This window comes from Kitasatospora sp. NPDC057595 (assembly GCF_042800875.1).
In the GTDB taxonomy this organism is placed as follows: domain Bacteria; phylum Actinomycetota; class Actinomycetes; order Streptomycetales; family Streptomycetaceae; genus Kitasatospora.
This window is the reverse complement of record NZ_JBHVGL010000014.1, coordinates 1-21,591: the sequence shown is the minus strand read 5'-3', so window position 1 is coordinate 21,591 and position 21,591 is coordinate 1. Positions and strand designations below refer to the sequence as shown.

Below are 21,591 nucleotides of genomic sequence, written 5' to 3'. Positions count from 1 at the left end.
GCGCCCCACGGGCCCCGGCCACGGCGACTGTCCGTGTCCGACCGTAAACTTCACCCCGCCACCACAACCCGAACACCCGGCGGGGAAGAACCACGAGGGGGACCGTCACACCGTGAGGCCGACGCTGGAGGCGCGGGCGCTCAAGGAGAGCCTGCTGCAGTACCTCTCGACCACCTACGCACTGACGGACGAGGGCGCGCGGCTCGCGCTGCACAGCTTCCTCGGCGACGAGACCACCGGCATGTTCCGGGGCCCGTTCCTGCGGATCCGCACGCCCTTCCTCCAAGCCGACCCGTCCTGGCGCGCCTCCCTCGACTGGGCACCGGGCGACGGCTGGACGCCGTACGCGCACCAGGCCCGCGCCTTCGCCCGGCTCAGCTCGGCCCACGGCCGCACACCCCAGCCGACGATGGTCACCACCGGCACCGGCTCCGGCAAGACGGAGTCCTTCCTCATCCCCGTCCTCGACCACTGCCGCCGCGAGAAGGCCGCCGGTCGGTACGGCGTGAAGGCCGTCCTCCTCTACCCCATGAACGCGCTGGCCACCGACCAGGCCCTGCGCATCAACGACTACCTCCGCAACAACGACGAGCTCTCCGCCGTCACCGCCGGTCTCTACATCGGCGACGTCTCCAAGACCCGCTACGAGCGGGTCGAGACCAACCGGGCCTCGATGCAGGGCTCCCCGCCCGACATCCTGATCACCAACTACAAGATGCTCGACCTGCTCCTCCAGCGCAGCGACGACGCCCCGCTCTGGAGCGGCGCGGACCTGCGCTACGTCGTGGTCGACGAGTTCCACACCTTCGACGGCGCGCAGGGCACCGACGTCGCGATGCTGCTGCGCCGACTCGCCTCCGCGCTCGGCGTGTCCGAGCCGGACCGGCCGCTGGGCACGATCTGCCCCGTCGCGACCTCGGCCACCCTCTCCTCCGACTCCGGCCCGGACAGCGCGGAGGCGATGCTCCAGGTGGCGGGCGAGGTGTTCGGCACGCCGTTCACCGCGGACGCGGTCGTCGGCGAACAGCGCCTCTCCCCCGAAGAGTTCATCCCCTCCGAGTCGATCGACCCGCTGCCGGTGCCGACCCCGGACAAGCTCGCGGCGATGGCCGATCCGACGCTGGACGAAGCGGCGTTCGACGCCCTCGCGGAGGCCTTCACCGGCGAGCGCGGTCTCGACCGCTTCGAGCTCGGCGCCCGCCTGAAGACGCACATCCTGACCCAGGCCGTGATGACGGCACTCGACGGCGAGCTGAAGTCCGTCGACGAGGTCCTCGCCGTCCTCTGGCGGGCGGGTGCCTACTCCTGGGGCCAGGCGATCACCCAGCGGCCCGAGCAGGCGGCCGAGGCGCTGGCCAGGTTCGTCGCGCTGCTGTCCACCGCCCGCGCGCCGGAGTCCCGCGCCGGCAGGCCCCGGCCGCTGGTCCAGATCGAGGTGCACCAGTGGGCCCGGTCGGTGTCGCGGGTCCTGCGCGGCGTGCTGCCCTGGCCCCGTGCCCAGTTCCAGTGGGACGCCGGCGACGCCTCACAGGCGGGCGCGCCGGAGACGGTGCGCAGCGCCCCGATGACGACCGCCAACGGCGGGGAGAGCGCCAACCTCTTCCTCCCGGCGGTCTACTGCCGTGACTGCGGACGTTCCGGCTGGGCGGTGTTCACCCCGGAGAGCGACGACCTGGAGGTGGAGGTCACCCCGTCGAAGATCCGCCGGGCCTCCACCAGCCAGGACCGGATCCGGGTGCGGAACCTGATCGCCGCCACCGACGCGGAGGCCAGGCGCGCCTCCGCCGAGGCGCCCGTGGCGGCCTCGGCCCGGGGTGCCCGGGGCGGCCAGCTGCACGGCGCCGGCGGCGACCTGATGGTGCTGGACGGCGGTAGGCGCCGTCTCCGTCTGCCCGACCCGGTCGCCGACTTCGACCCGGAGACGGGCGAACCGCGGGTCGGCACGCCCGACTCCGCCTTCGTCCTGGTCAACCGGGGTGCCACCGCCAACACCGCAGCCAAGGAGGACTGGTGCCCGGCCTGCGGCGAGCGCAACGCCGTCCGCTACCTCGGTACCGGGCAGGCGGCGCTCGCGGCGGCCTCCATCACCCGGCTGTTCACCGGCGGCGAGCTCGACGAGAAGGCCGACGAGCGCAAGACCCTGATGTTCAACGACTCGGTGCAGGACGCGGCGCACCGGGCCGGCTTCGTCGCCAACCGCTCCTACACCTTCTCGCTGCGCGCCCTGCTGGTCTCACACCTGTCACAGGAGCGGCCGACGGCGCTCAACGACCTGATCGCGGAGGTGATCGCCGGCAGCACCGACGCCGACACCCTGGTCGCCGTCGTCCCGCCGGACCTGCACGACCTGCGCGGCGTCGCCCGGCTGCTGTCCGGGAAGTCCAAGGGCGACAAGGCCACCTGGCAGCTGATCGGCGAGCGGCTGGCCTTCCAGACCCTGATGGAGTTCGGCCTGCGGGCCCGCCAGGGCCGCACTCTGGAGCTCACCCGCACCGCGGCCGCTCACGTGCGCATCGACGACCCGGCGGCGGCCGTCGCGCTCGTCCGCGAGGCACACGCGTCGAGCGTGCGCGCGGACACGCTGGAGCCGCTCGACGACGCCCGCTACCTGGCGTTCCTGCGGGTCTTCCTGGAGCGGCTGCGCTGGCGCGGCGCGATCAAGCACCGCTGGCTGGAGCAGTACCTCTCCGAGACCGGCACCAGCCGCTACTTCGTCTGGGGACGGCGTCCGCAGGGCATGCCCGCCTTCCCGAAGGGCGTCGCCGCGCCGGTGTTCCTGCTCTCCGCCGCGAAGAACGGCAGCGAGTTCGACGTGGTGAGCGGCCGACTCGCCTGGCACGAGCGCTGGGCCGGGCGGACCCTCGGTGTGCCGCGCGAGCAGTCGCCCGCCTTCTGGGACGCGCTGCTGCCCGCCCTGCACGACGCCGGGCTGCTGTCCGTGCGCACCGCGAAGGACGGCGCCACCCGGATCCACGGCCTCCAGCCCGGGGCGATCGACGCCCTGCTGCTGTCCGACGAGGACGTGGAGACGGCGTACGTGCGCTGCCGGGTCTGCTTCTGGGAGCAGACCGTTCACCCCTCCCTGTTGGAACAGTGGCACGACGCGCCATGCCCGTCCTACCGCTGCTCCGCCGGGCGGCTGGTGGCCGGTACCCACGCCCGCGAGGCGGACGTGCACGCCCGGGACCGGCAGTTCCGCGAGGACTACTACCGCCGCCTCTACCACAACGCGGGCCCGTACCAAGTGGTGACGGCCGAGCACACCGGCATGCTGAACCGCGAGCAGCGCGAGAGCGTCGAGGCGGCGTTCCGTCGCAAGCGGCGCGACGGGCGGGTCTTCAACGACCCCAACGTGCTCTCCTGCACGCCCACCCTGGAGCTGGGCATCGACATCGGCGACCTGTCCGCCGTGGTGCTCGCCTCGCTGCCGCGCACCTCGGCGAGCTACGCGCAGCGGGTCGGCCGGGCGGGCCGGCACACCGGCAACGCCTTCCTGCTGACCATCCCGGAGCGGCGCAAGCGCGACCTCTACTACCTGGACCGCCCCAAGGACATGATCGCCGGTCCGATCACCCCGCCCGGCTGCCACCTCTCCGCGGTGGAGATCCTGCGCCGCCAGTACCTCGCCCACCTGCTGGACCTCGCGGCCCGCGGCCGGCTGACCGGACACGGGGGGCGGGTCCTGCCCGGTCTCCCCCGCAGGGCCAAGGAGCTCTTCGGTCCGCACGGCTACCTGGTCGACCTGACGGAGGCGGCCCTCGCGCACGGCGAGGCCGCCGTCACGGGGTTCCTGGCGCTCTTCCCCACCGGCGTGAGCGACCAGGCCGCCGCCGATCTCCGGGTCTACGCCACCGGCGGTCTGCGGGGCGCGATCGAGCAGGCCGGCCGGGCCTGGGCGGCTCGCGAGGAGACCCTGCGCGCCCGGATCGCCCACATCAACGCGGCCGTCGCAGAACTGCACGACGCCGACCCCGAGGAGGCCCGGCAGAAGGCCGAGCTGGAGGCCGAGCGCCGAGGCGTCGGCAAGCAGCTCGGCAAGCTGCTGGAGGAGACCCCGGGCCAGGGCGCCCTGGTGGAACTGGGGCTGCTGCCCAACTACGCCCTGGTCGACGCGTCCACCGTGCTGGAGGCGACGCTGTACTGGCCCGAGGAGAAGGCCCCGGGCGAACGCCCCTCGTACGACTCCGAGCTGCGCCCCTACGAACGGCCCCAGCGGCTCGCACTGACCGAACTGGCGCCGGGGAACACCTTCTACGTCAACCGGTACCGGCACGAGATCACCGGCCTCGACATCGGCACGGCCTCCCAGCCGGGCTGGCAGACCTGGCGGGTCTGCCCCCAGTGCGGCTACGTCCGGACCTCGGGCGCCGAGGGCGACCGTTCGGCCTGCCCGCGCTGCGGCAGCGGGGCGATAGCGGACGACGGCTCGTGCCTGTTCAAGGTCGTCCAGCCCCGCCTGGTGACGGCACGGGACAAGCGCGACGACGCCCGGATCCGGGACGACCGGGACGAGCGCGACCCGCGCTTCTACGAAGTCGTGCACGCCGTCGACATCCCGGAGGAGTCGCTGGAGCCCGGCTCGTGGCGGCACACGACCGAGACCTTCGGTGTGGACTTCTCCCGCACGGCCGTGATCCGCACCGTGAACGTGGGCCCGGCCCGCTTCGACATCCCCGCGGCCGACGAGTTCGCCGGGCACACGGTGCGGCTCAACCCGTTCCACGTCTGTACCGGCTGTGGCGCCGCGACCGCCGACGGCCGGCCGGTGTTCGACCACGACACCGACGAACTGAGCGCCTCCGCCGCCCGCGACCCCCGGCTCAAGCACCACCGACCGTGGTGCCCGGTGCGCCGCGGGAAGGCCTCGGAGGCCGAGCAGCTTCCCGTCCTGCTGGGCCACGAGCTGCGCACGGAGGCGCTGCGCGTCCTGCTGCCGGCCGCGACCGTGCTGGTCGAGGAGAAGATCCACTCCTTCCGGGCGGCGCTGCGGCTCGGCGTGGACAAGCAGTTCGGCGGCGACCCCCAGCACCTGGAGCACACGCTCGCCTCGATGCCGGACAGCGGCACCGGTGAACGGCGCTGGTTCCTGGTGCTGTTCGACGCCCTGCCCGGCGGCACCGGGTACCTGCACCGGCTGACCGACCCCGCCGTGTTCCGGGCCACCCTGCTCAAGGCCCGGGCGGCGCTGCTCGACTGCGCCTGCAAGGACGACGAGCACCGCCGGGCCTGCCACCGCTGCCTCTACCGGTACACCGCCGAGCGCTTCCAGGCGAAGGTCTCCCGGCTGGAGGCGCTGGCCCTGCTGGAATCGCTGCTCTTCGACCGCGAGGGTGCGGACGCCTGGCAGACCACCGAACTCGCCTCCACCGGCCTGATCGGCCTGGACCGCCAGGTCGAGTCCGACCTGGAGGCCCGTTTCCTCGCCGCGCTGCGGACGTGGAGCGAGCAGAGCGAGGACGCCGTCCTGGAGGAGGACGGCCGCGCCAGCGGCCATCTGAAGATCAGCGGCGACGACGGACGGCTGCACTGGCGGCTGACCGCTCAGGAACGGACGGCCGGCTCGAGGACCGACTTCACCTTCACCCGGGTCGGCAGCCCCTCCGGGAGCGTCAAGGTCTACCTCGACGGACGCCGCTACCACGCCAGCCGGGAGCACAACCGCCTCGCCACCGACGCCGCTGCCCGCACCGGGCTGCGCGCCGACGGATCGGTGGTGTTCCAGCTCACCTGGGACGACCTCGACCTGTTCGAGGGGCGCCCGACCCGGAGCACTCCCGTCTGGCCCCCGTACGAGTGGGCCGCCCAGGAGGCGGCGAAGGGCGTCTACGAGGAGTTGGGCGGCAGTCGGCCGCAGTTGGCGGGCGCGGTCCACACCAACCCGATCGAGACCCTGCTCGGATACCTCCGCGACCCCTCGCCCCGGCTGTGGGCGCGCCGGGCCAACGCGCTGGTCAGCGGGCTGACCGCGCACCCCGGCACCGCACTGGCCGGCTCCGCCGACCGGCGCGGCGTCCTCGTGGAGACGCTGCGGACGGCCCTCGGCCTGCCCGCTTCGGGGGCGCGCGGCGAGGACGGGCCGGTCGAACCGGTGCACGTCCTGCGCAGCACCGACGTCAACGGCTTGACGCTCGTCCTCGCGGTACGCGACGCCGATCAGCAGGCCCCCGCCTGGACGGCGCTCGCCTGCCTGGACGACGACCCGGTCGGCTTGGACACCGACGAGCACAAGCAGCGCTGGCGGGCCTGGCTGTACTGGTCCAACCTGCTCCAGTTCCTGCCCCGCGCCGGGGGCGACGGCGTCCAGCTGACGACCGGCCTGGCCGCCGGCTTCCCGTTCGAAGCGCTCGCGGTATGCGGCGGCGCGGGCGAGCTGGAGTCGCTGAACGCGGCGCAGGCGGCCCCGGCCGAGCCGCCGTCCCCCTCCCTCTCCCCCTTCGAGGAGAAGGTCGTCGTGCTGCTCCGGGACCGCACGTGGGACAACGACTTCCTGCCGGAGATCGACCCCGACGAGGAGGCCGCCCTGCTCGATCTGGCGGTCCGGCTCGCCGAGCGCGGCAAGTCGGCCCCGACCGTGTTCGGCTACGAGCTCGGCGACAGCCGGTGGCCGGCGGACTTCGTCTGGGCCGACGACGCCGTCAAGGTCGCCGTCCTGCCCGTCCCGCCGCAGCTGCCCGGCGAACCCGACGACGCGGCGGACGACGAGACCGAGCGGCGGATCGCCGCCTACCGGGCTGCGGGATGGACGGCCCGCACCGCGTCCGACTGGCTCGACCACCTGGACACCCTCTACTCCCTGCTCCCCGACGCGTCCTCGCCCGGCGCGCCGCACGACGTGGAAGGCTCTCTGCGATGACCGCCCGGCTCAGCCTGTACCAGAAGGCCGAACAGGAGCTCTACAAGCTCGACCACCAGGTGAAGGGGAAGTTCTACGACTTCAGCCGGCTCTTCCGGCAGAACCCCTGGCACTCCGAGCTCCGCCTCAAGCCCCTGAAGGGCGACGGCCGGATCTTCTCCGCGCGCCTCAACGCCTCGTACCGCGTGCTGCTCACCCGCACGGGCGTCCACACCGACGGTGTGGAGAGCTGGCTGGCCATCGCTGTGCGGCACCGCCGTGACGTGTACGAGCAGCTTTCCGTGGCCGTCAACCGGGTCACCGGCGAGATCGAGTTCGTCGACCTGTCCGTGGTCGGCGAGAGCGCGCTGCGCAGAGCCGGTATCGCGCTCACTCCGGCCGAACCCGATCCCGATCCGGACGAGGTTCCCGCCGCCCCGGCGCCCGCGCCCGCCCCGGTCGACCCGGCGGCGGACCTCGCGACCCCGCTGCTCGCCGCCTACGACGCCGACCTGCTGCGCGAACTGGGCGTCGCCGAGGCGCTGGTCGAGCTGGCGCTGGTCATCACCACCAGCGAGGAACTCGACCAGCTCGTCCAGGGCGCCCCGCTGCTGACGAAGGACGTGCTCTACGGCCTGGCCGCCGGGGTCCCGCTCGACGAGGTCCGCCGGGAGATCACCGCCCCGGTGGAGCTGGACGAGCGGCCCAACCCCGAGGACTTCGACGCGGCCCTGGCCCGCACCACCGTCACCGTGGTCACCTCGGACGCGGCGCTCGCCGCCGCGATCGAGGAGGGCGACTTCCGTGCCTGGAAGGTCTTCCTCCACCCCACCCAGGCCAAGCTGGCCAACCGTGCCTACAGCGGGCCCGCCAGGGTCTCCGGCGGGCCCGGCACCGGCAAGACCGTCGTCGCCCTGCACCGGGTCGCGCACCTCGCCGAGCAGCTGACGCCCGGCGAGAACAAGCCGATCCTGCTCACCACCTTCACCAAGAACCTGACCACCGACCTCCGGGCCCGGCTCGCCTCCCTGCTGGAGCCCGAGAAGCTGGCACGGGTCGAGGTCGCGCACATCGACCAGCTCACCGCCCGGGTCCTCGCCGAGAACAGCCTCGCCGGCCGCACCCGGAGCCGGGTGGAGAACCAGGTCGCCCTCAGGGAGCTGCGGGACATGCTCCTGGAGCTCGACGAACGCGGCTGGGAGCCCGAATTCCTGCTGGAGGAATGGGAGCAGGTCGTCCTCGGGCAGGCCGTTCCGACCCGCACCGCCTACCTCCAGGCCCGGCGGGCGGGCCGCGGCCGGCCGCTGAACCGCTCGGAGCGCACCGCGGTCTGGAAGCTGCTGGAGCAGTACACCGCGCGTCTGGACAAGCTCAACATGGAGACCTGGAGCCAGGCCGCCGAGCGCGCCGCCCGGTTCGAGATCGGCCGCGCCGCGAAGGTCCGCGCCCGTGCCGACTACAAGGAGCAGATCGGCGCCCAGGACCTGATCCACCGCGACGCGGAGTCGGGCATGCGGTACCTCCACCACCGCTACCGGCACATCATCGTCGACGAGGCCCAGGACCTCAGCCCCGCGCACTGGAAGATGCTCCGCGCCATGGTCGCCGACGGCCCCGACGATCTCTTCATCGCCGGCGACACCCATCAGCGCATCTACGACAACCAGGTCTCCCTCGGTGCCGTCGGGGTCAACATCCGGGGCCGCTCCAGCAGGCTCACCCTCAGCTACCGCACCACCAAGGAGATCCTCAGCAAGGCCATCACCGTCGTGACCGGCAAGGAGGTGGAGTTCGACGACCTCGACGACGGCCGCGACAACCTCAACGGGTTCCGCTCCGTGCTCAGCGGCCCCGACCCCGTCCTGACCGGGTACTCCACCTGGAGCGAGGAACTCGCCGGACTCGCCGAGACCCTCCGGACCTGGCGGACCGAACTCACCACCGACGAGGCCGGACGGACCGAGCGCGACGCCCGCGGCCTGATGGCCGTCTGCGTCGCCGACCGCAACAAGGTCAACGAGGTCATGTACTACCTGACCACTACGGCCGGCATCACCTGCGCCGAGCTCACCAAGGAGGGACCGCGCGGCGAGGGCGAGGTCCACGTCGGGACGATGCACCGTTTCAAGGGCCTTGAGTACCAGCGGCTCGCCATCGCCGCGGCCGGCGAGGGCATCCTTCCCCGGGCCTTCATCGAGCAGTACCGCACCACGGACCACGCCCGGTACCAACGTGAGCTCCGCAAGGCGCGCGCCCTGCTCTTCGTCGCGACGACGCGCGCCCGCGACTCCCTCAGCATCTCCTGGCACGGCGGGCCCAGCCGCTTCCTGCCGCGCTGACCGGCTCGTCCACACTTCCGAGGAGTTCCACGCATGGACAGTGAACACAGGCAGGCCGTCCTCGGCCGGCAGTTCGAACGGTATGTCCTCGCCGGGATACCCGATCTCCAGCGCCGGGGTTACAACCCGACACTGTTCCTCCGGATGGTCCGCCAGCACGGTGCGGTGGGAGCCGCCAAGCGACTTCTTGCGTCCGCGGCGGGTCCGTCGGCCGGGTTCACCACCTTGTGGACACTCGGCCGCCTCGATGCGAGCGTGGAGTACGCCGTCTGCCTGCCCTGGTTCCGCGAACTCTTCTCCGACGAGGAGGCCGAGCGCGCCGAACGCCGGCTGGATCTCCATGAGTTCCCACTCCGCCGGATCCATGAGGCCGAGCCTCCGGACTGGTACGCGGACCTGTGAGGACACCACGTCGGACATCTCTGCCGTGCACGTGATGCCGTGATCCGGAGCCACCCGAGCCCCGACGGTGGGCAACGCCTACGCGGGGCGATCTCCCTCCAACGGCGTACCCGCTTGTGTGAGGGCCGGCCGAGCGACCGCTGAGCAGCGGACGGGCTGCGGCTTCCACGGTCCCGCCCCTGGGCTCAGCCGCCGTGCCCGCCCTTCCCGCCGGTCTCACCCGTGCCCGCGCCCGCCGCCAGGCCCCTGACGGTCGCGGTGAGGATGCGGGCAAGGCGCGGTTCGAGCTCGACGACGGCGTGGGCGAGGCGGGGGTCACCGCGGTACAGGGCGGCGACCTCGGGGCCCGGGTTCGCGATCTGCCACAGGGCGCCGGCGAGGGAGACGGCGGTGGCGACGAGGTCGGTGACGTCCTGCTCGTCCAGGGCGGGCAGCTGGGCGCGGACGGCCGCGGTGATCGGCTCGCGGGCGGCGAGGGTGGCGAGCTTGAAGTCGCGGACCGCGTCCGGCGAGACATGGCGTTCGAGGTTGAGCGGCGCGTGGGCGAGCAGGTCGCAGAAGGTACCGCGGGCGGCGAGGGTGGCGGCGAACTCCCTGGCCACGGCGGCCGGGCCCGGGTCCGTGGCGGCGCGCAGCCGGGCGGTCAGCGCGTCGGACCACTCGGCCCAGCCCTCCGCGGTCAGCCGCAGGAAGATCTCCTCGCGCGTCTCGAAGTAGCGCAGCAGCGCCGACTTGTGCATGCCCACCGCGGCGGCGATGTCGGTGAGGGTGATGTCCCTGATGCCGCGCTCGCCGCCGAGCGAGCGGGCGGCGTCGAGGATCGCGGCCTCGCGCCGGCGCTTGGCCTCGGGCGAGCGGGCGCGCTGGAAGTCGGATCCGGTCACTCATCCAGAGTAGCGCAACACCGTTGCACTATTAGCGCAACGGTGTTTCACTAAACCCATGGAACAGACCTGGTTCATCACCGGAACGTCCCGCGGCTTCGGCCGCACCCTCACCCGCGCGGCCCTGGAGGCCGGCGACCGGGTCGCCGCGACCGCCCGCCGACCCGAGCAACTGGCCGACCTCGTCCAGGAGTTCGGCGAGCGGATCCTCCCCCTCCCGCTCGACGTCACCGACCCGGCGGCCGCCCGGGCCGCCCTCGCCGAGGCGCACGCCCGCTTCGGCCGGATCGACGTCCTCGTGAACAACGCCGGCTACGCCAACGTCTCGCCGATCGAGACCACCGAGGACGCCGACTTCCGCACGCAGTTCGAGACCAACTTCTGGGGCGTCTACCACGTCACCAAGGCCGCGATCCCGCTGCTGCGCGAGCAGCGGGGCGGGCTGGTGGTGCAGTTCTCCTCGGTCGGCGGCCGGGTCGGCGGCTCCCCGGGCCTCGGCTCGTACCAGGCGGCCAAGTTCGCCATCGACGGGTTCAGCCGCGTGCTGCGCGCCGAGACCGCCCCCTTCGGCGTGAAGGTGCTGGTGGTCGAGCCCAGCGGGTTCCGCACCGACTGGGCCGGCTCGTCGATGACCGTCCACGACGTCCCGGAGGCGTACGCCCAGACGGTCGGCGCCATGAACGCGCGCGTGCGGCAGAGCGGCGCGGGCGCGGCCGGCGACCCGGTGCGCGCCGCCGAGATCCTGGTCCGGGTGGCCAAGCGGCAGGACATCCCCGAGCACCTGCCGATCGGAGCCCACGCGGCCGAGGCCTCCATCGCCCAGGACCGCCGGCTGCTCGACGAGGACACCAGGTGGCGCGAGGTGGCCCGCTCCGCCGACTTCGCCGAGGCCTACCCCGCGCCCTTCCCGCCCGACCCGGCGTCCTGACCCCGGGCCGGATCCCGGGGAGCGGCGGGCCACAGCACGGCAAGAGTCCCGATGCTCCCTCAATCGCCCCTTCGGTGAAGCCCGGTGGGCACGCGACTCTGCCGAAGGTTCGTGTCCGTCCTCTATGATCCGCCCGGGGATGGGTGTGCCGCGCGCGGTGCGCCGGTGTGTCCGCCCGATCGGCGGCGCACCCGCACCGCCGATCCGACGCTCCGGCGGCCGGGCCCGATCAGGTCCGACCAGGCCGGACGAGAGATCGGAAGAGAGACTCGGTGATCCTCACCCCACGTGTCCGCGGCGCCCTCGGTGCCGCGACCGCCGCCCTCACCCTGGCACTGATACCCGCGGGACCGGGCGGCGCCACGGCCGTCGCCGACACCGCGCCGAAGCCGCCGCCGAAGCCGGCGAACCTGAACACCACCCGTGCCTTCAACGACACCTTCCGGCAGGAAACCGCACTCGCCACCGCCCCCTTCTACGGGCTCAACGGCGGGCTCGACAACAACCTCACCACCCGGCAGTCGACGGGCGGTGAACGGGCGGTCTCCTACACCCGGGTCTCCGGCCGCTGGTGGACCGCCGAGCCCGCGGGCTCGCAGGTGGTCCAGGTCAGCCGGCCGGACCAGCCCAACCGCCTGGTGTTCGGCAACGGCATCTCGGCCGTGATGCTGGGCGCGCCCGCCGTCGCGGACGAGACCGGCACGTACACCGTCTCCACGGTGGTCGACCCCTCGGTCGGTGACACCACCAGCCAGGAGTGGGCCTCGATCGTCCTCAGCCGCAGCCACCGCAGCGCCGGCTACGTCACCAACGCCGACGTCGACCTCGGCCTCACCGTCAAGTCGAACGGCGAGCTCGCCCTGTACCACGGCGGCGGGGGCGAGACCGCGTTCTGGTCCGGCCAGGTCACCCCGGCCACCAGTTACGCGGTCTCCCTCACCGTCTCCACCGGCGCGGACCGCACGGTCACACTGACCGTCAACGGCACCACGCTCACCGCCACCGCCCCACCCTCGGTCACCCGCTGGCCGAGCAGCGCCTTCCTCTACCTCGGCGCCTACCTCCAGGCCGACCCCTCCAAGGTCACCACCTTCGGCGACGACGCCGGACACGGCCTGTCGGTCAGCCGCATCGACACCTCCGCCGGCGCCACCGCCAGACCGCTCGTCGACACCTTCGACGGCGCCCCCTCCGCCACCGCCGACTTCGGCCTGAACCAGGACCTGAGCGCCCGCCAGCCGAGCCTGCTCTCCGGCAACTACGCCGCCGAATCCGGGGTCAACGGCCTCATCGCCAACCCCGTCCCGGGCGCCGTGCAGGTCAACTCCCCCGCCCACCCCAACGTCCTGTCCTTCCCCAAGGGCACCGCCGCGGTACGCCTCACCAAGCCCGCCACCGCGAACCTCGCCGGCGACTACACCGTGCGCGCCAAGCTGACGCCCGTCGTCGGCAGCACCACCGCCACCGACTGGGCCTCCCTGGCGGTGAGCCGCGCGAGCAACGGCACCGGCGCCGTGGACGCACCCGACGTCGCACTCGGCCTGCGCGTGCAGGCGAACGGCGGGCTCGCGCTCTTCCAGGGCGGCACCACCCTCACCCTCCCGGTCCCGACCGTGCCCGCCGCCCCCGCCTACGAGGTCTCCCTGACGCTCGCGACCGGGCCGGAGAGGCTCGCCACCGTGACCGTCAACGGCACCGCCGTCTTCACCGGCGCCACCACCGCCGAACTGCCCCGCGACGGCTACGTCGTCCTCGGCTCGCACACCACCGCCCCCGGCCGGGTCACCACCGTCGACGACCTGCGGATCTCCATGCTCGGCGGACTCGGCTACTACGGGTACTACGGCGCCGTGGAGCCCCTCGGGACGATCCACCCGGACTACACCCGCGAATTCGCGGGCTGGACCAACTTCAACGGCTACGGGCGCGACGCGGACGACGTCCCGCTGGACTTCCTGGACCGCTGCCTGCCCGTCTCCTGCGTCCTCGGTGTCAACCCCGAAACCGTCACCCCGGGCATTGACCCCGTCCTCACGCCCAAGCCGGACGACGTGGTCACCAAGAACCTCGACGACCTGAAGAAGCGGATCGGCGCCAACCTCGACAAGATCGGCGCCGTCTACCTCACCGACGAGGCCTACTACCACCGGATGACCCCCGCCCAGGCCGAGCGGCAGGCCGAGCTGGTGCGGGCGGCCTTCCCCGACAAGCTGCTGATCTTCGACTACGCCGAGGGCGACATCCTGACGGGCCCCGGGCTCAACCTCGCCCCCAGGCAGGCCGACATCGTCGGCTTCAACCGGTACTGCCAGGGCCGCGACACCGTCCAGAACCTGCTGGACAAGCTGCGGTCCAAGCTCACCGACGACAACCAGCACCTCATGCTCTACCCGGAGGTCCACAAGGGCTCGCTGGGCTGCGGCGACAAGACCGACGCGCAGATGGCCGCGTTCAACGCCGAGTACGAGGCCGTCGCGGCGCAGGACCCGCGCGTCGTCTACCTGCACCCCTTCCGCTGGGTGGACAACACGGCGGCCACCCTGCCGCTGACCGCCGCCCACGAGCAGGCGGCCGGCAAGGCGATCGTCAACGCCACCCCCACCCGCCGCCCCTCCTCCGTCGGCGTGTACCAGGCGGCCGACCGGAGCGTCACCCAGACGTCGCACAACGGCGTCACGATCGCCCGGGCCACCCTCGGCGCCCCGGACGACGTCCCGCTGGTCGGCCACTGGAACGGACCGGGCGTCGACACCGTCGGCTACTACCGCCCCAGCACGCGGGAGTTCTTCCTGCCCGGCCCCGACGGCACCTTCGGCACCCCGGTGAAGTACGGCAACACCGGTGACATCCCGGTCGTCGGGGACTGGAGCGGGCGCGGGAAGACCACGATCGGCGTCTACCGCCCGTCCGACCAGTTCTTCTACCTCTCCGACGACAACGCCACCGTCAAGTACCCGATCAAGCTCGGCAACCCCGACTGGAAGCCGCTGGTCGGCGACTGGGACGGCAACGGCACGACCACCGTCGCGGTCTACGACCCGCAGACGCGGATCTTCCACCTGAACAACTCCAACGAGACCGAGCACGTCCAGGACATCACGTACGGCAACCTCGGCGACATCCCGGTCAAGGGCGACTGGGACGGCACCGGCATCGACAGCATCGGCGTCTACCGCCCGTCCGACGGGTCGTTCTCCGGCGCGGCCGTCGGCAGCGACGTGACCGTCTACCGGGCGGCGGTCACCACCAACGGGACCCCGCTGGTCGGCAACTGGGGCTGACCGCCCCCGACCGACGACAGGCCCCGGGCCGGGGAGCGGTGCGCTCCCCGGCCCGGGGCCTGTTCGTTCGCTGTCCCGGCTACGGCTTCGTGGCGACGGAGACGTAGTCGACCCGCATCGGGTGCCCGGGCTCGGTCGCCGGGGTGACGGCGCCGCCGAACGCGGCGGGCAGATTGCCGCCGACGGCGACGTTGAGGATCAGGAACAGGCCGTGGTTCACGGCCCGGTCCCAGGTCGCCCGGTCCATCTGCGCGGCGGTGACCCGGTGGTGCTCCCGGCCGTCCAGGTACCAGCGGACCTGCTCCGCGCCCGGCCGCAGGTCGACCTCGACCGCGTAGCGGTGGAAGCCGGTGCGGCACTCGGCGCCGCAGGGCTGGTCCCCGGAGCCCAGACCGCGCGGCTCCTGGCAGGGGCCGCCGTCGAGGACTCCGCAGTGCATCGTGCCGAACACCGCGTCCCGGCCGTTGACCTGCTCCATGACGTCCAGCTCGCCGATGGCCGGCCAGCCCGTGTAGCCGTTGCGCAGTTCGCCGCCCAGGGTCCAGAAGGCGGGCCAGTAGCCGGCCGCGGCCGGGCCGGTCACATCGGGCAGGGCGATCCCGGCCTCGATCCGCAGCACACCGCCGGGCGGCGGGGCGAAGTCGGCGCGGCGGGACTCGATCCGCCCGGAGGACCAGCGCCCGTCGGCGTCCCGGGTGGGCACGATCTCCAGGGCGCCGCGGCCGTCCAGCCGGACGTTCGCGGTCGAGTCCGTCATGGTCTCGATCTCGCCCGTCCCCCACTGCGGCGCCGGGCAGCCCGGGTAGCAGGTGCCCAGGTCGTACTGCCAGTCGGCCTCGGACGGGCGGCTGCCGGCCGGACCGTCGAAGTCGTCGCGCAGCAGCTGCGTCCAGCCGTCCACGGTGACCGACGGCACGGTGGCCGGCGGCGCCGCGGCGGACGCGGCCCTCGGCGGCAGGGCACCTGACTCCGTCAACAGCCGCTCCAGGCGCGGCGTGAGCACCACGGCGGCCACGTTGGTGAGGTGCGCGTCGTCCCGGTAGAGCAGGATGCGCTCCAGCACCGCCGGGCAACTGCGGCCGCTGCCCGGGCAGATGACATCGTTCACCGAAACGCCGCGCACTCCCGGCACCCGGCCGGCCGCGATCTCGTCGGCGAGCGGGTCCGCCCACAGCGCCTTGTCGCGTGGGAACTCGCAGGCGGACGGATCGTCGGTGTGGCCGGACACGCAGGCCGGCACGTCCGTGCCCGGGATCGGGGTGTCCCGCAAGTAGACGATCGGGACGCCGAGTTCACGCAGCGGGGTGAGGGTCCGCTCCCAGCCCTGGAGCAGCAGCTCGCGGTCGTCGGTGTACCGGTTGAGGGTGGAGACCACGATCAGGCGGGGCTTGGGGCCCTCCTTCAACCGGGTCAGCGCGTTCGCCCGCCAGGTGTCGCACTCGCGGTAGGTGCGGCCCAATTGCGGGTTGACCACCGCGAGTTCCGGAAGCGGGCAGCCCTGCTTGACCAACTCCTCCAGCTCCCAACGCCGTTCGGCGGCGAGGGCGAGCAGCGCGGAGAACCACTGGCCGGCGTGCGAGTCGCCGAGCAGCACCATCCGGTCCGGGCTGCCGACCACACCGAAGCGGCAGTCGGGGCTGGTGACGGCGGTCGGCGCGACCTCGCACTCGCCGTCCGGCGGGAAGTCCTTGCGGGCCTGGACGGCGTCCGGCACCACCGCGGGACTCCGGGTCTGCGCCGCGGTGCGCACCAGCAGCGAGGTGCCGTCCGCCGACCCGGGTGGCAGGCCCTGCAGGTCGACCGGCGCGGCCGGGCCGAGCAGCCGCAGCGTGCCGGAGCCGACCACCAGCGCCAGCACCACCGGGATGACCACTGCGGCGAGGCCCAACGAGAGCCCGCGGCGCGGGAGTTCGGAGACGGTCCGGCTGTGCCGCAGCGGCCGCTCCACCCAGCGCAGCACGGCGGCGGCGGGCAGCGCGGCGGCGGCCGTGAGTGCCACCTTCACCGGCCAGTCCAGCGGGCCGAACTTCGCCCCGACGAGCACCAGCACCGGCCAGTGCCACAGGTACAGGTTGTAGGAGAGCCGGCCGATCGCCCGCGGCACGCGCAGGCCGAGCACCCGGTCCACCCCGAACCCGGGCGCCGCTGCGCCGTCCCGCCCGGGCGTGCCGGCCAGGATCACGGCGGCCGTGCCGAGGGTCGGGACGAGCGCCGCCCAGCCCGGGTACGGGGTCGTGTTGTCGTACGCCAGCACGGACCCTACGACGGCCGCCGCCCCGCCCCAGCCGACCAGCACGCGCAGCACGCGCGGGCCGCTCAGCAGGTGCCAGGGCAGCAGGGCGAGCAGCGCGCCGACCCCGAACTGCCAGACCCGGGAGGGAGTGCCGAGGTAGGCGAGCGAGACGGAGTCGTGCGTCCAGCGCAGCGAGAGCGCGAAGGACCCGACCGTCAGCACGGCGGCGAGCCCGGCCGCGACCGGCCGCACCGCCCGCCCGCGCCCGTCCACCCGGCCGCGCCGCACCACCCGCAGCACCAGGTAGACGGTCAGCGCCAGCAGTGGGCCCCAGAGCAGGTAGAACTGCTCCTCGACGGCCAGTGACCAGAAGTGCAGCAGCGGGCTCTCGTCCCGCCCGGCGGCCAGGTAGTCGGTCTGCTGCGCGACGAAGCGCCAGTTGCCGACGGACAACGCCGCCGCCAGCACGTCGTACTCCAGGTCCGCGCGGCGCAGTGGCACGGTCAGCCAGGCGCCGAACAGGGCCACCGCGCCGAGCACGATCGCCGCCGAGGGCAGCAGCCGGCGGGCCCGGCGGGAGAAGAACTCGCCGAGCCGGATCCGGCCGGTGGTGGTGGCCTCGCGCAGCAGCAGGCCGGTGATCAGGTAGCCGGAGATGACGAGGAAGACGTCCACGCCGACGAAGCCGCCGGCCAGGCCGGGGACGGCCGCGTGGAACGCGAGGACGGCGAGCACGGCGACCGCGCGCAGGCCCTCGATGTCGGGGCGGAAGCCGGCCCGGCGGGGCGCCGGGCCCGGGGCATCGGAACCCCGGGAGGCGGCGCCGGCGCTCCGGCCGGGGATGGTGAAGGCGTCCGGCCGCAGCTCGGGAACGGCCGACGGGGATGACGGTGGCGCTGAGGGTACCGGTGACGGTATCGGGGAGGACGGCATGGAAGGCGACGACCTTTCAACCCAGCCAGGGCAGCATCGGGCGGACCCAGCCGGACGCGAGCAGAGCGGTGAGCACGAGGGTGGCGGTGGCGGCCAGGCCCTCGGGCCACCGACGGGGCAGCATGCCGATCCGGGACGCCTTCGGCCCGTCGGCGGCGGCGTCACGGCGGGCGCCGCCGCGCAGCTCGCCGAGGAGATCGCGGATCAGCGGCAGGCCGATCTGCGCCTGCACCAGGAGGTAGAGGCCGAGGCCCCAGTTGGGCGCCCAGCCGTACCCGGCGACGGCCAGGGCGAGGCCGAGGGCGCCGGCGCCGAGCGAGGCGCAGAGCCAGCCGAGCGAGAGCAGGACCACCTTGCGGGCCATCCCGCCGGACCGGGCCTTGCGGCGCGCGCCCGCGGTCTCGGCCGTACCCGCTCCCGCGCCCGCGCCCGCCGCGCCGGTCGGCACCCAGGCGGCGCTGCGTCCGCGCAGCGTGTGCCAGAACGCGACACCGGCGGCGACGCTCATCAGCACGTTGGAGCGGATCACCTCGATCCGCCAGCGGGTCCGGCTGACCCTGGGCAGCAGCACGTGCCAGAGCCAGAGCGGCGCGAGCATCGGCAGCACGTGCCAGGGCCGGATCTGGTCCGGGTAGAAGAACATCATCACCAGCGGCGGCAGCGGCGCGACGAAGATGTTCACGGCGGCGGCCAGGTAGCCGACGATGCCCTCGTAGAAGCAGAGCCGCATCCGCCAGGGCGCGCCGATCCGCTTGAGCTCGGGCGAGCCGAGCAGGTGCAGGTTGCCCATCGCCCAGCGGTACTGCTGGTTGACGTACGAGGCGAGGTTGTCCGGCGAGGTGCCCTTGGCGACCAGCACCGGGACGTACAGCGTGCGGTACCCCTTGGCGTACAGGCCGAGGCCGGTGAAGAGGTCCTCGCTGTGGTCGAGCCGGGCGAAGCCGCCGGCCTCGTCTATCGCGGCCCGCCGGTAGACGGCGTTGCTGCCGCAGCAGATGGCGGCGTCGCTGGCGTCCCGGGAGGGCTGGATCCAGCGGAAGAACCACTCCTGCGCGGCACCGGCGGCGCGCTCGATCCAGCTCATCGTCTCATCGGTGTCGAAGCACTGCGGGCTCTGCACGATGCCGATCCGCGGGTCCGCGAAGTACGGGACGAGGTGGCGCAGGAAGTCCGGCCGCGGCGCGAAGTCCGCGTCGAGGATGGCGATGAGCTCGGCACCGCTCAGGGTGAGCGCGTGGTTGAGGTTGCCGGCCTTCTTGAGGTGCCCGCGGTCGGGCCGCACCACGTACCGGTAGCCGTGCGCGGCGGCCAGGTCGGCGACCTCGGCCCGGTCGGCGTCGTCGAGCACCCACACCGTCAGCGCGCCCGGCCAGTCCACCCGGGCGACCGCCCGGTAGGCGTTCTCCAGGACGTCGAGCGGCTCACCGCAGGTCGGCAGGTACAGGTCGACGGTCGGCAGTTCCTCCGGCGCCCACGCGTGCACCAGCACCTCGTGGGACTGCCGGGTGAGCCGCCGCTGCCGCAGGCTGTTCACGGACGACAGCACCAGCGCGACGACGTTGAGCGCGAGCACCGCCAGGAACACCCACAGCGCCGGCGTCCGCAGCGCGAACGTCAGCATCGTCCCGGCGGTGAACACGAACGCCGCCGAACTGGCGACGAGCACCCACCTGCGCTGCGGGCCGAAGTACCAGTACAACTCCTGGTCGGTCGGCGGTTGCGGCAGATGCGGCGGTTGTTCAGGAGATTCGGAAGAGGAAGAAGACACAAAGGAAACAGGAGATACCTGTTGAACAGTCATATGGCCCCCACAGCCGTGTTTCTGACAGCTCCACGGGCCACAGTACCCCATTGGTATAGACCATTAATCCCGCGTCCGGCTCCCGGACGCCACCTCCGCGCCACCTCCCCCGCCCTCGCGAAGCAGCAGGTCAAGCGGACGTGAACACTCCTCCAACATCCCTTCCCACCCGCCCGCGAAAACGCCCGTGGGGCGGCAACCGGAGACCGGTTGCCGCCCCACGGGCGTCATGCGTCGTGCGTCCCGCGGATCAGACCGCCGCGGACGGGTACGTCGGGTACTCGACGCCCGAGACGTGCTGGACGACCCGGATCACCTGGCAGGAGTAGCCGAACTCGTTGTCGTACCACAGGTAGAGGATCGCGTTGTCGCCCTCGACCTTGGTGGCGCCGGCGTCGACGATCGAGGCGTGGCGCGAGCCGATGAAGTCGTTCGACACCGCGTCGGGGGCGGTGGTGAAGTCGATCTGGCGCTTCAGCGACGAGGTCAGCGACACGTTGCGGAGGTAGTCGAGGACCTCATCGCGGGTGGTCTCGCGGGCCAGCTGGAGGTTCAGGATGGCGATCGAGACGTCCGGCACGGGCACGCGGATCGAGCTGCCGGTGATCTTCGCCTTGAGGTCCGGCAGCGCCTTGGCGACGGCCGAGGCGGCACCGGTCTCGGTGATCACCATGTTCAGCGGTGCCGAGCGGCCGCGACGGTCGGCCTTGTGGTAGTTGTCCAGGAGGTTCTGGTCGTTGGTGAACGAGTGGACGGTCTCCACGTGGCCGCGCAGCACGCCGTACTCGTCCTCCATCGCCTTCAGCGGCGGGACGATCGCGTTGGTGGTGCAGGAGGCGCAGGAGAGGATCTGCTCGTCCGGCTTGATGGTGTCGTGGTTGACGCCGTGCACGATGTTGGGCACGTCGCCCTTGCCCGGCGCCGTCAGGACGACCTTCTCGATGCCCGGACGGAGGTGGTTCGAGAGACCCTCGCGGTCCCGCCACTTGCCGGTGTTGTCGATCAGGATGGCGTCCCGGATGCCGTACGCCGTGTAGTCGACCTCGGACGGGTCGTTGGCGTAGATCACCTTGATCTCGGTGCCGTTGGCGACGATCGTGTTGTTCGCCTCGTCGACGGTGATCGTGCCCTGGAACTGCCCGTGGATGGAGTCGCGACGCAGCAGCGAGGCGCGCTTCACGATGTCCTGGTCGCCGCCGCCACGGACGACGATGGCCCGCAGACGCAGGCCGTTGCCGGAACCCGCCTTCTCGATCAGCAGACGGGCCACCAGGCGGCCGATCCGGCCGAAACCGTAGAGGACCACGTCACGCGGCGACTCGCGGCGCTCGATCTTGTTGGCACCGGTGGCGCCGGCGACGGCCTCGGCGGTGAACTGCTCCACCGAGAGACCGCGGCTGTCGGCGCGGTAGGTGGCGGCGAGCATGCCGAGGTCGATCTGGGAGGGGCCGAGATCCAGGGTCGTCAGCGCCTGCAGGAAGGGCAGCGTCTCGGTGACCGAGAGCTCCTCGCCGGCGATCTGGCGGGCGAACCGGTGGGTCTTCAGGATGCTGACCACCGACTTGTTCACCAGGGAACGGCTGTACAGCAGGACGGTGACGTCCCGCTCCCGGTGCAGTCGGCCGATGATCGGGATCATCGACTCCGCGATCTCCTCGCGGTTCTTCCAGTCCGTGAACACGTCGTCGTTGACAGTCACAAGTCCATCTTTCGAGCTAGGAGGGTGTTCACATGCTAACTGGGCCCCACCCCCCACACCGAAACGGTTCTGCCCTCTCCCGCATGACAAGAATCACATATGATCCCGCTCGGCATGTTGTGACGACACGTCAACGGGAAACGCAAAGAACCCCCGCCGGATAACCGGCGGGGGTTCTTCTCAAAATTTGTTCGGCGGCGTCCTACTCTCCCACAGGGTCCCCCCTGCAGTACCATCGGCGCTGTGAGGCTTAGCTTCC

The 21,591-nt window shown here is 72.4% G+C and carries 9 protein-coding genes; 5 read left to right on the top strand and 4 right to left on the bottom strand.

What is annotated here, in order from left to right:
* The first annotated feature begins 112 nt into the window (after positions 1–112).
* The 3 genes from ACFU9E_RS21355 to ACFU9E_RS21345 are packed head-to-tail and all read left to right on the top strand — an operon-like array spanning position 113 to position 9,573.
* Positions 113–6,853, top strand: a complete 6,741-nt coding sequence (locus tag ACFU9E_RS21355; protein ID WP_380680647.1) for a DEAD/DEAH box helicase — start codon at positions 113–115, stop codon at positions 6,851–6,853.
* Positions 6,850–9,171: a UvrD-helicase domain-containing protein gene (locus tag ACFU9E_RS21350; protein ID WP_380680650.1), complete on the top strand. Its 2,322-nt coding sequence runs from the start codon at positions 6,850–6,852 to the stop codon at positions 9,169–9,171. The genes ACFU9E_RS21355 and ACFU9E_RS21350 overlap by 4 nt, the downstream gene beginning before the upstream one ends.
* Positions 9,172–9,204: 33 nt before the next feature.
* Positions 9,205–9,573 (top strand): hypothetical protein, encoded by a 369-nt coding sequence (locus ACFU9E_RS21345; RefSeq protein WP_380680653.1) that lies wholly within the window; start codon positions 9,205–9,207, stop codon positions 9,571–9,573.
* A 185-nt stretch (positions 9,574–9,758) separates the two neighbouring features.
* Here the strand turns inward: ACFU9E_RS21345 and ACFU9E_RS21340 are convergent, their stop codons facing one another.
* Positions 9,759–10,457 (bottom strand): TetR family transcriptional regulator, encoded by a 699-nt coding sequence (locus tag ACFU9E_RS21340; RefSeq protein ID WP_380680656.1) that lies wholly within the window; start codon positions 10,455–10,457, stop codon positions 9,759–9,761.
* Between the two features lie 58 nt (positions 10,458–10,515).
* On the opposite strand from ACFU9E_RS21340, the gene ACFU9E_RS21335 reads away from it, so the two are divergent.
* Both ACFU9E_RS21335 and ACFU9E_RS21330 read left to right on the top strand, forming a co-directional pair.
* The gene (locus tag ACFU9E_RS21335) at positions 10,516–11,385 is read left to right on the top strand and encodes an SDR family NAD(P)-dependent oxidoreductase (protein ID WP_380680659.1); all 870 of its coding nucleotides are present in this window, start codon (positions 10,516–10,518) and stop codon (positions 11,383–11,385) included.
* A gap of 272 nt (positions 11,386–11,657) precedes the next feature.
* Positions 11,658–14,666: a hypothetical protein gene (locus ACFU9E_RS21330; protein WP_380680662.1), complete on the top strand. Its 3,009-nt coding sequence runs from the start codon at positions 11,658–11,660 to the stop codon at positions 14,664–14,666.
* Between the two features lie 79 nt (positions 14,667–14,745).
* On the opposite strand, the gene ACFU9E_RS21325 is transcribed toward ACFU9E_RS21330, so the two are convergent.
* The 3 genes from ACFU9E_RS21325 to ACFU9E_RS21315 all read right to left on the bottom strand — a co-directional run bounded on the left by ACFU9E_RS21325 (position 14,746) and on the right by ACFU9E_RS21315 (position 21,332).
* Positions 14,746–17,832 (bottom strand): acyltransferase family protein, encoded by a 3,087-nt coding sequence (locus tag ACFU9E_RS21325; protein ID WP_380688534.1) that lies wholly within the window; start codon positions 17,830–17,832, stop codon positions 14,746–14,748.
* 16 nt (positions 17,833–17,848) lie between these two features.
* On the bottom strand, positions 17,849–19,558 hold the full coding sequence (locus ACFU9E_RS21320) for a glycosyltransferase family 2 protein (RefSeq protein ID WP_380688536.1): 1,710 nt from the start codon (positions 19,556–19,558) through the stop codon (positions 17,849–17,851).
* Between the two features lie 325 nt (positions 19,559–19,883).
* Positions 19,884–21,332 carry a glyceraldehyde-3-phosphate dehydrogenase gene (locus tag ACFU9E_RS21315; RefSeq protein WP_380690235.1) on the bottom strand — a complete coding sequence of 483 codons (1,449 nt, stop codon included), beginning with the start codon at positions 21,330–21,332 and terminating at the stop codon, positions 19,884–19,886.
* Positions 21,333–21,591 lie beyond the last annotated feature (259 nt).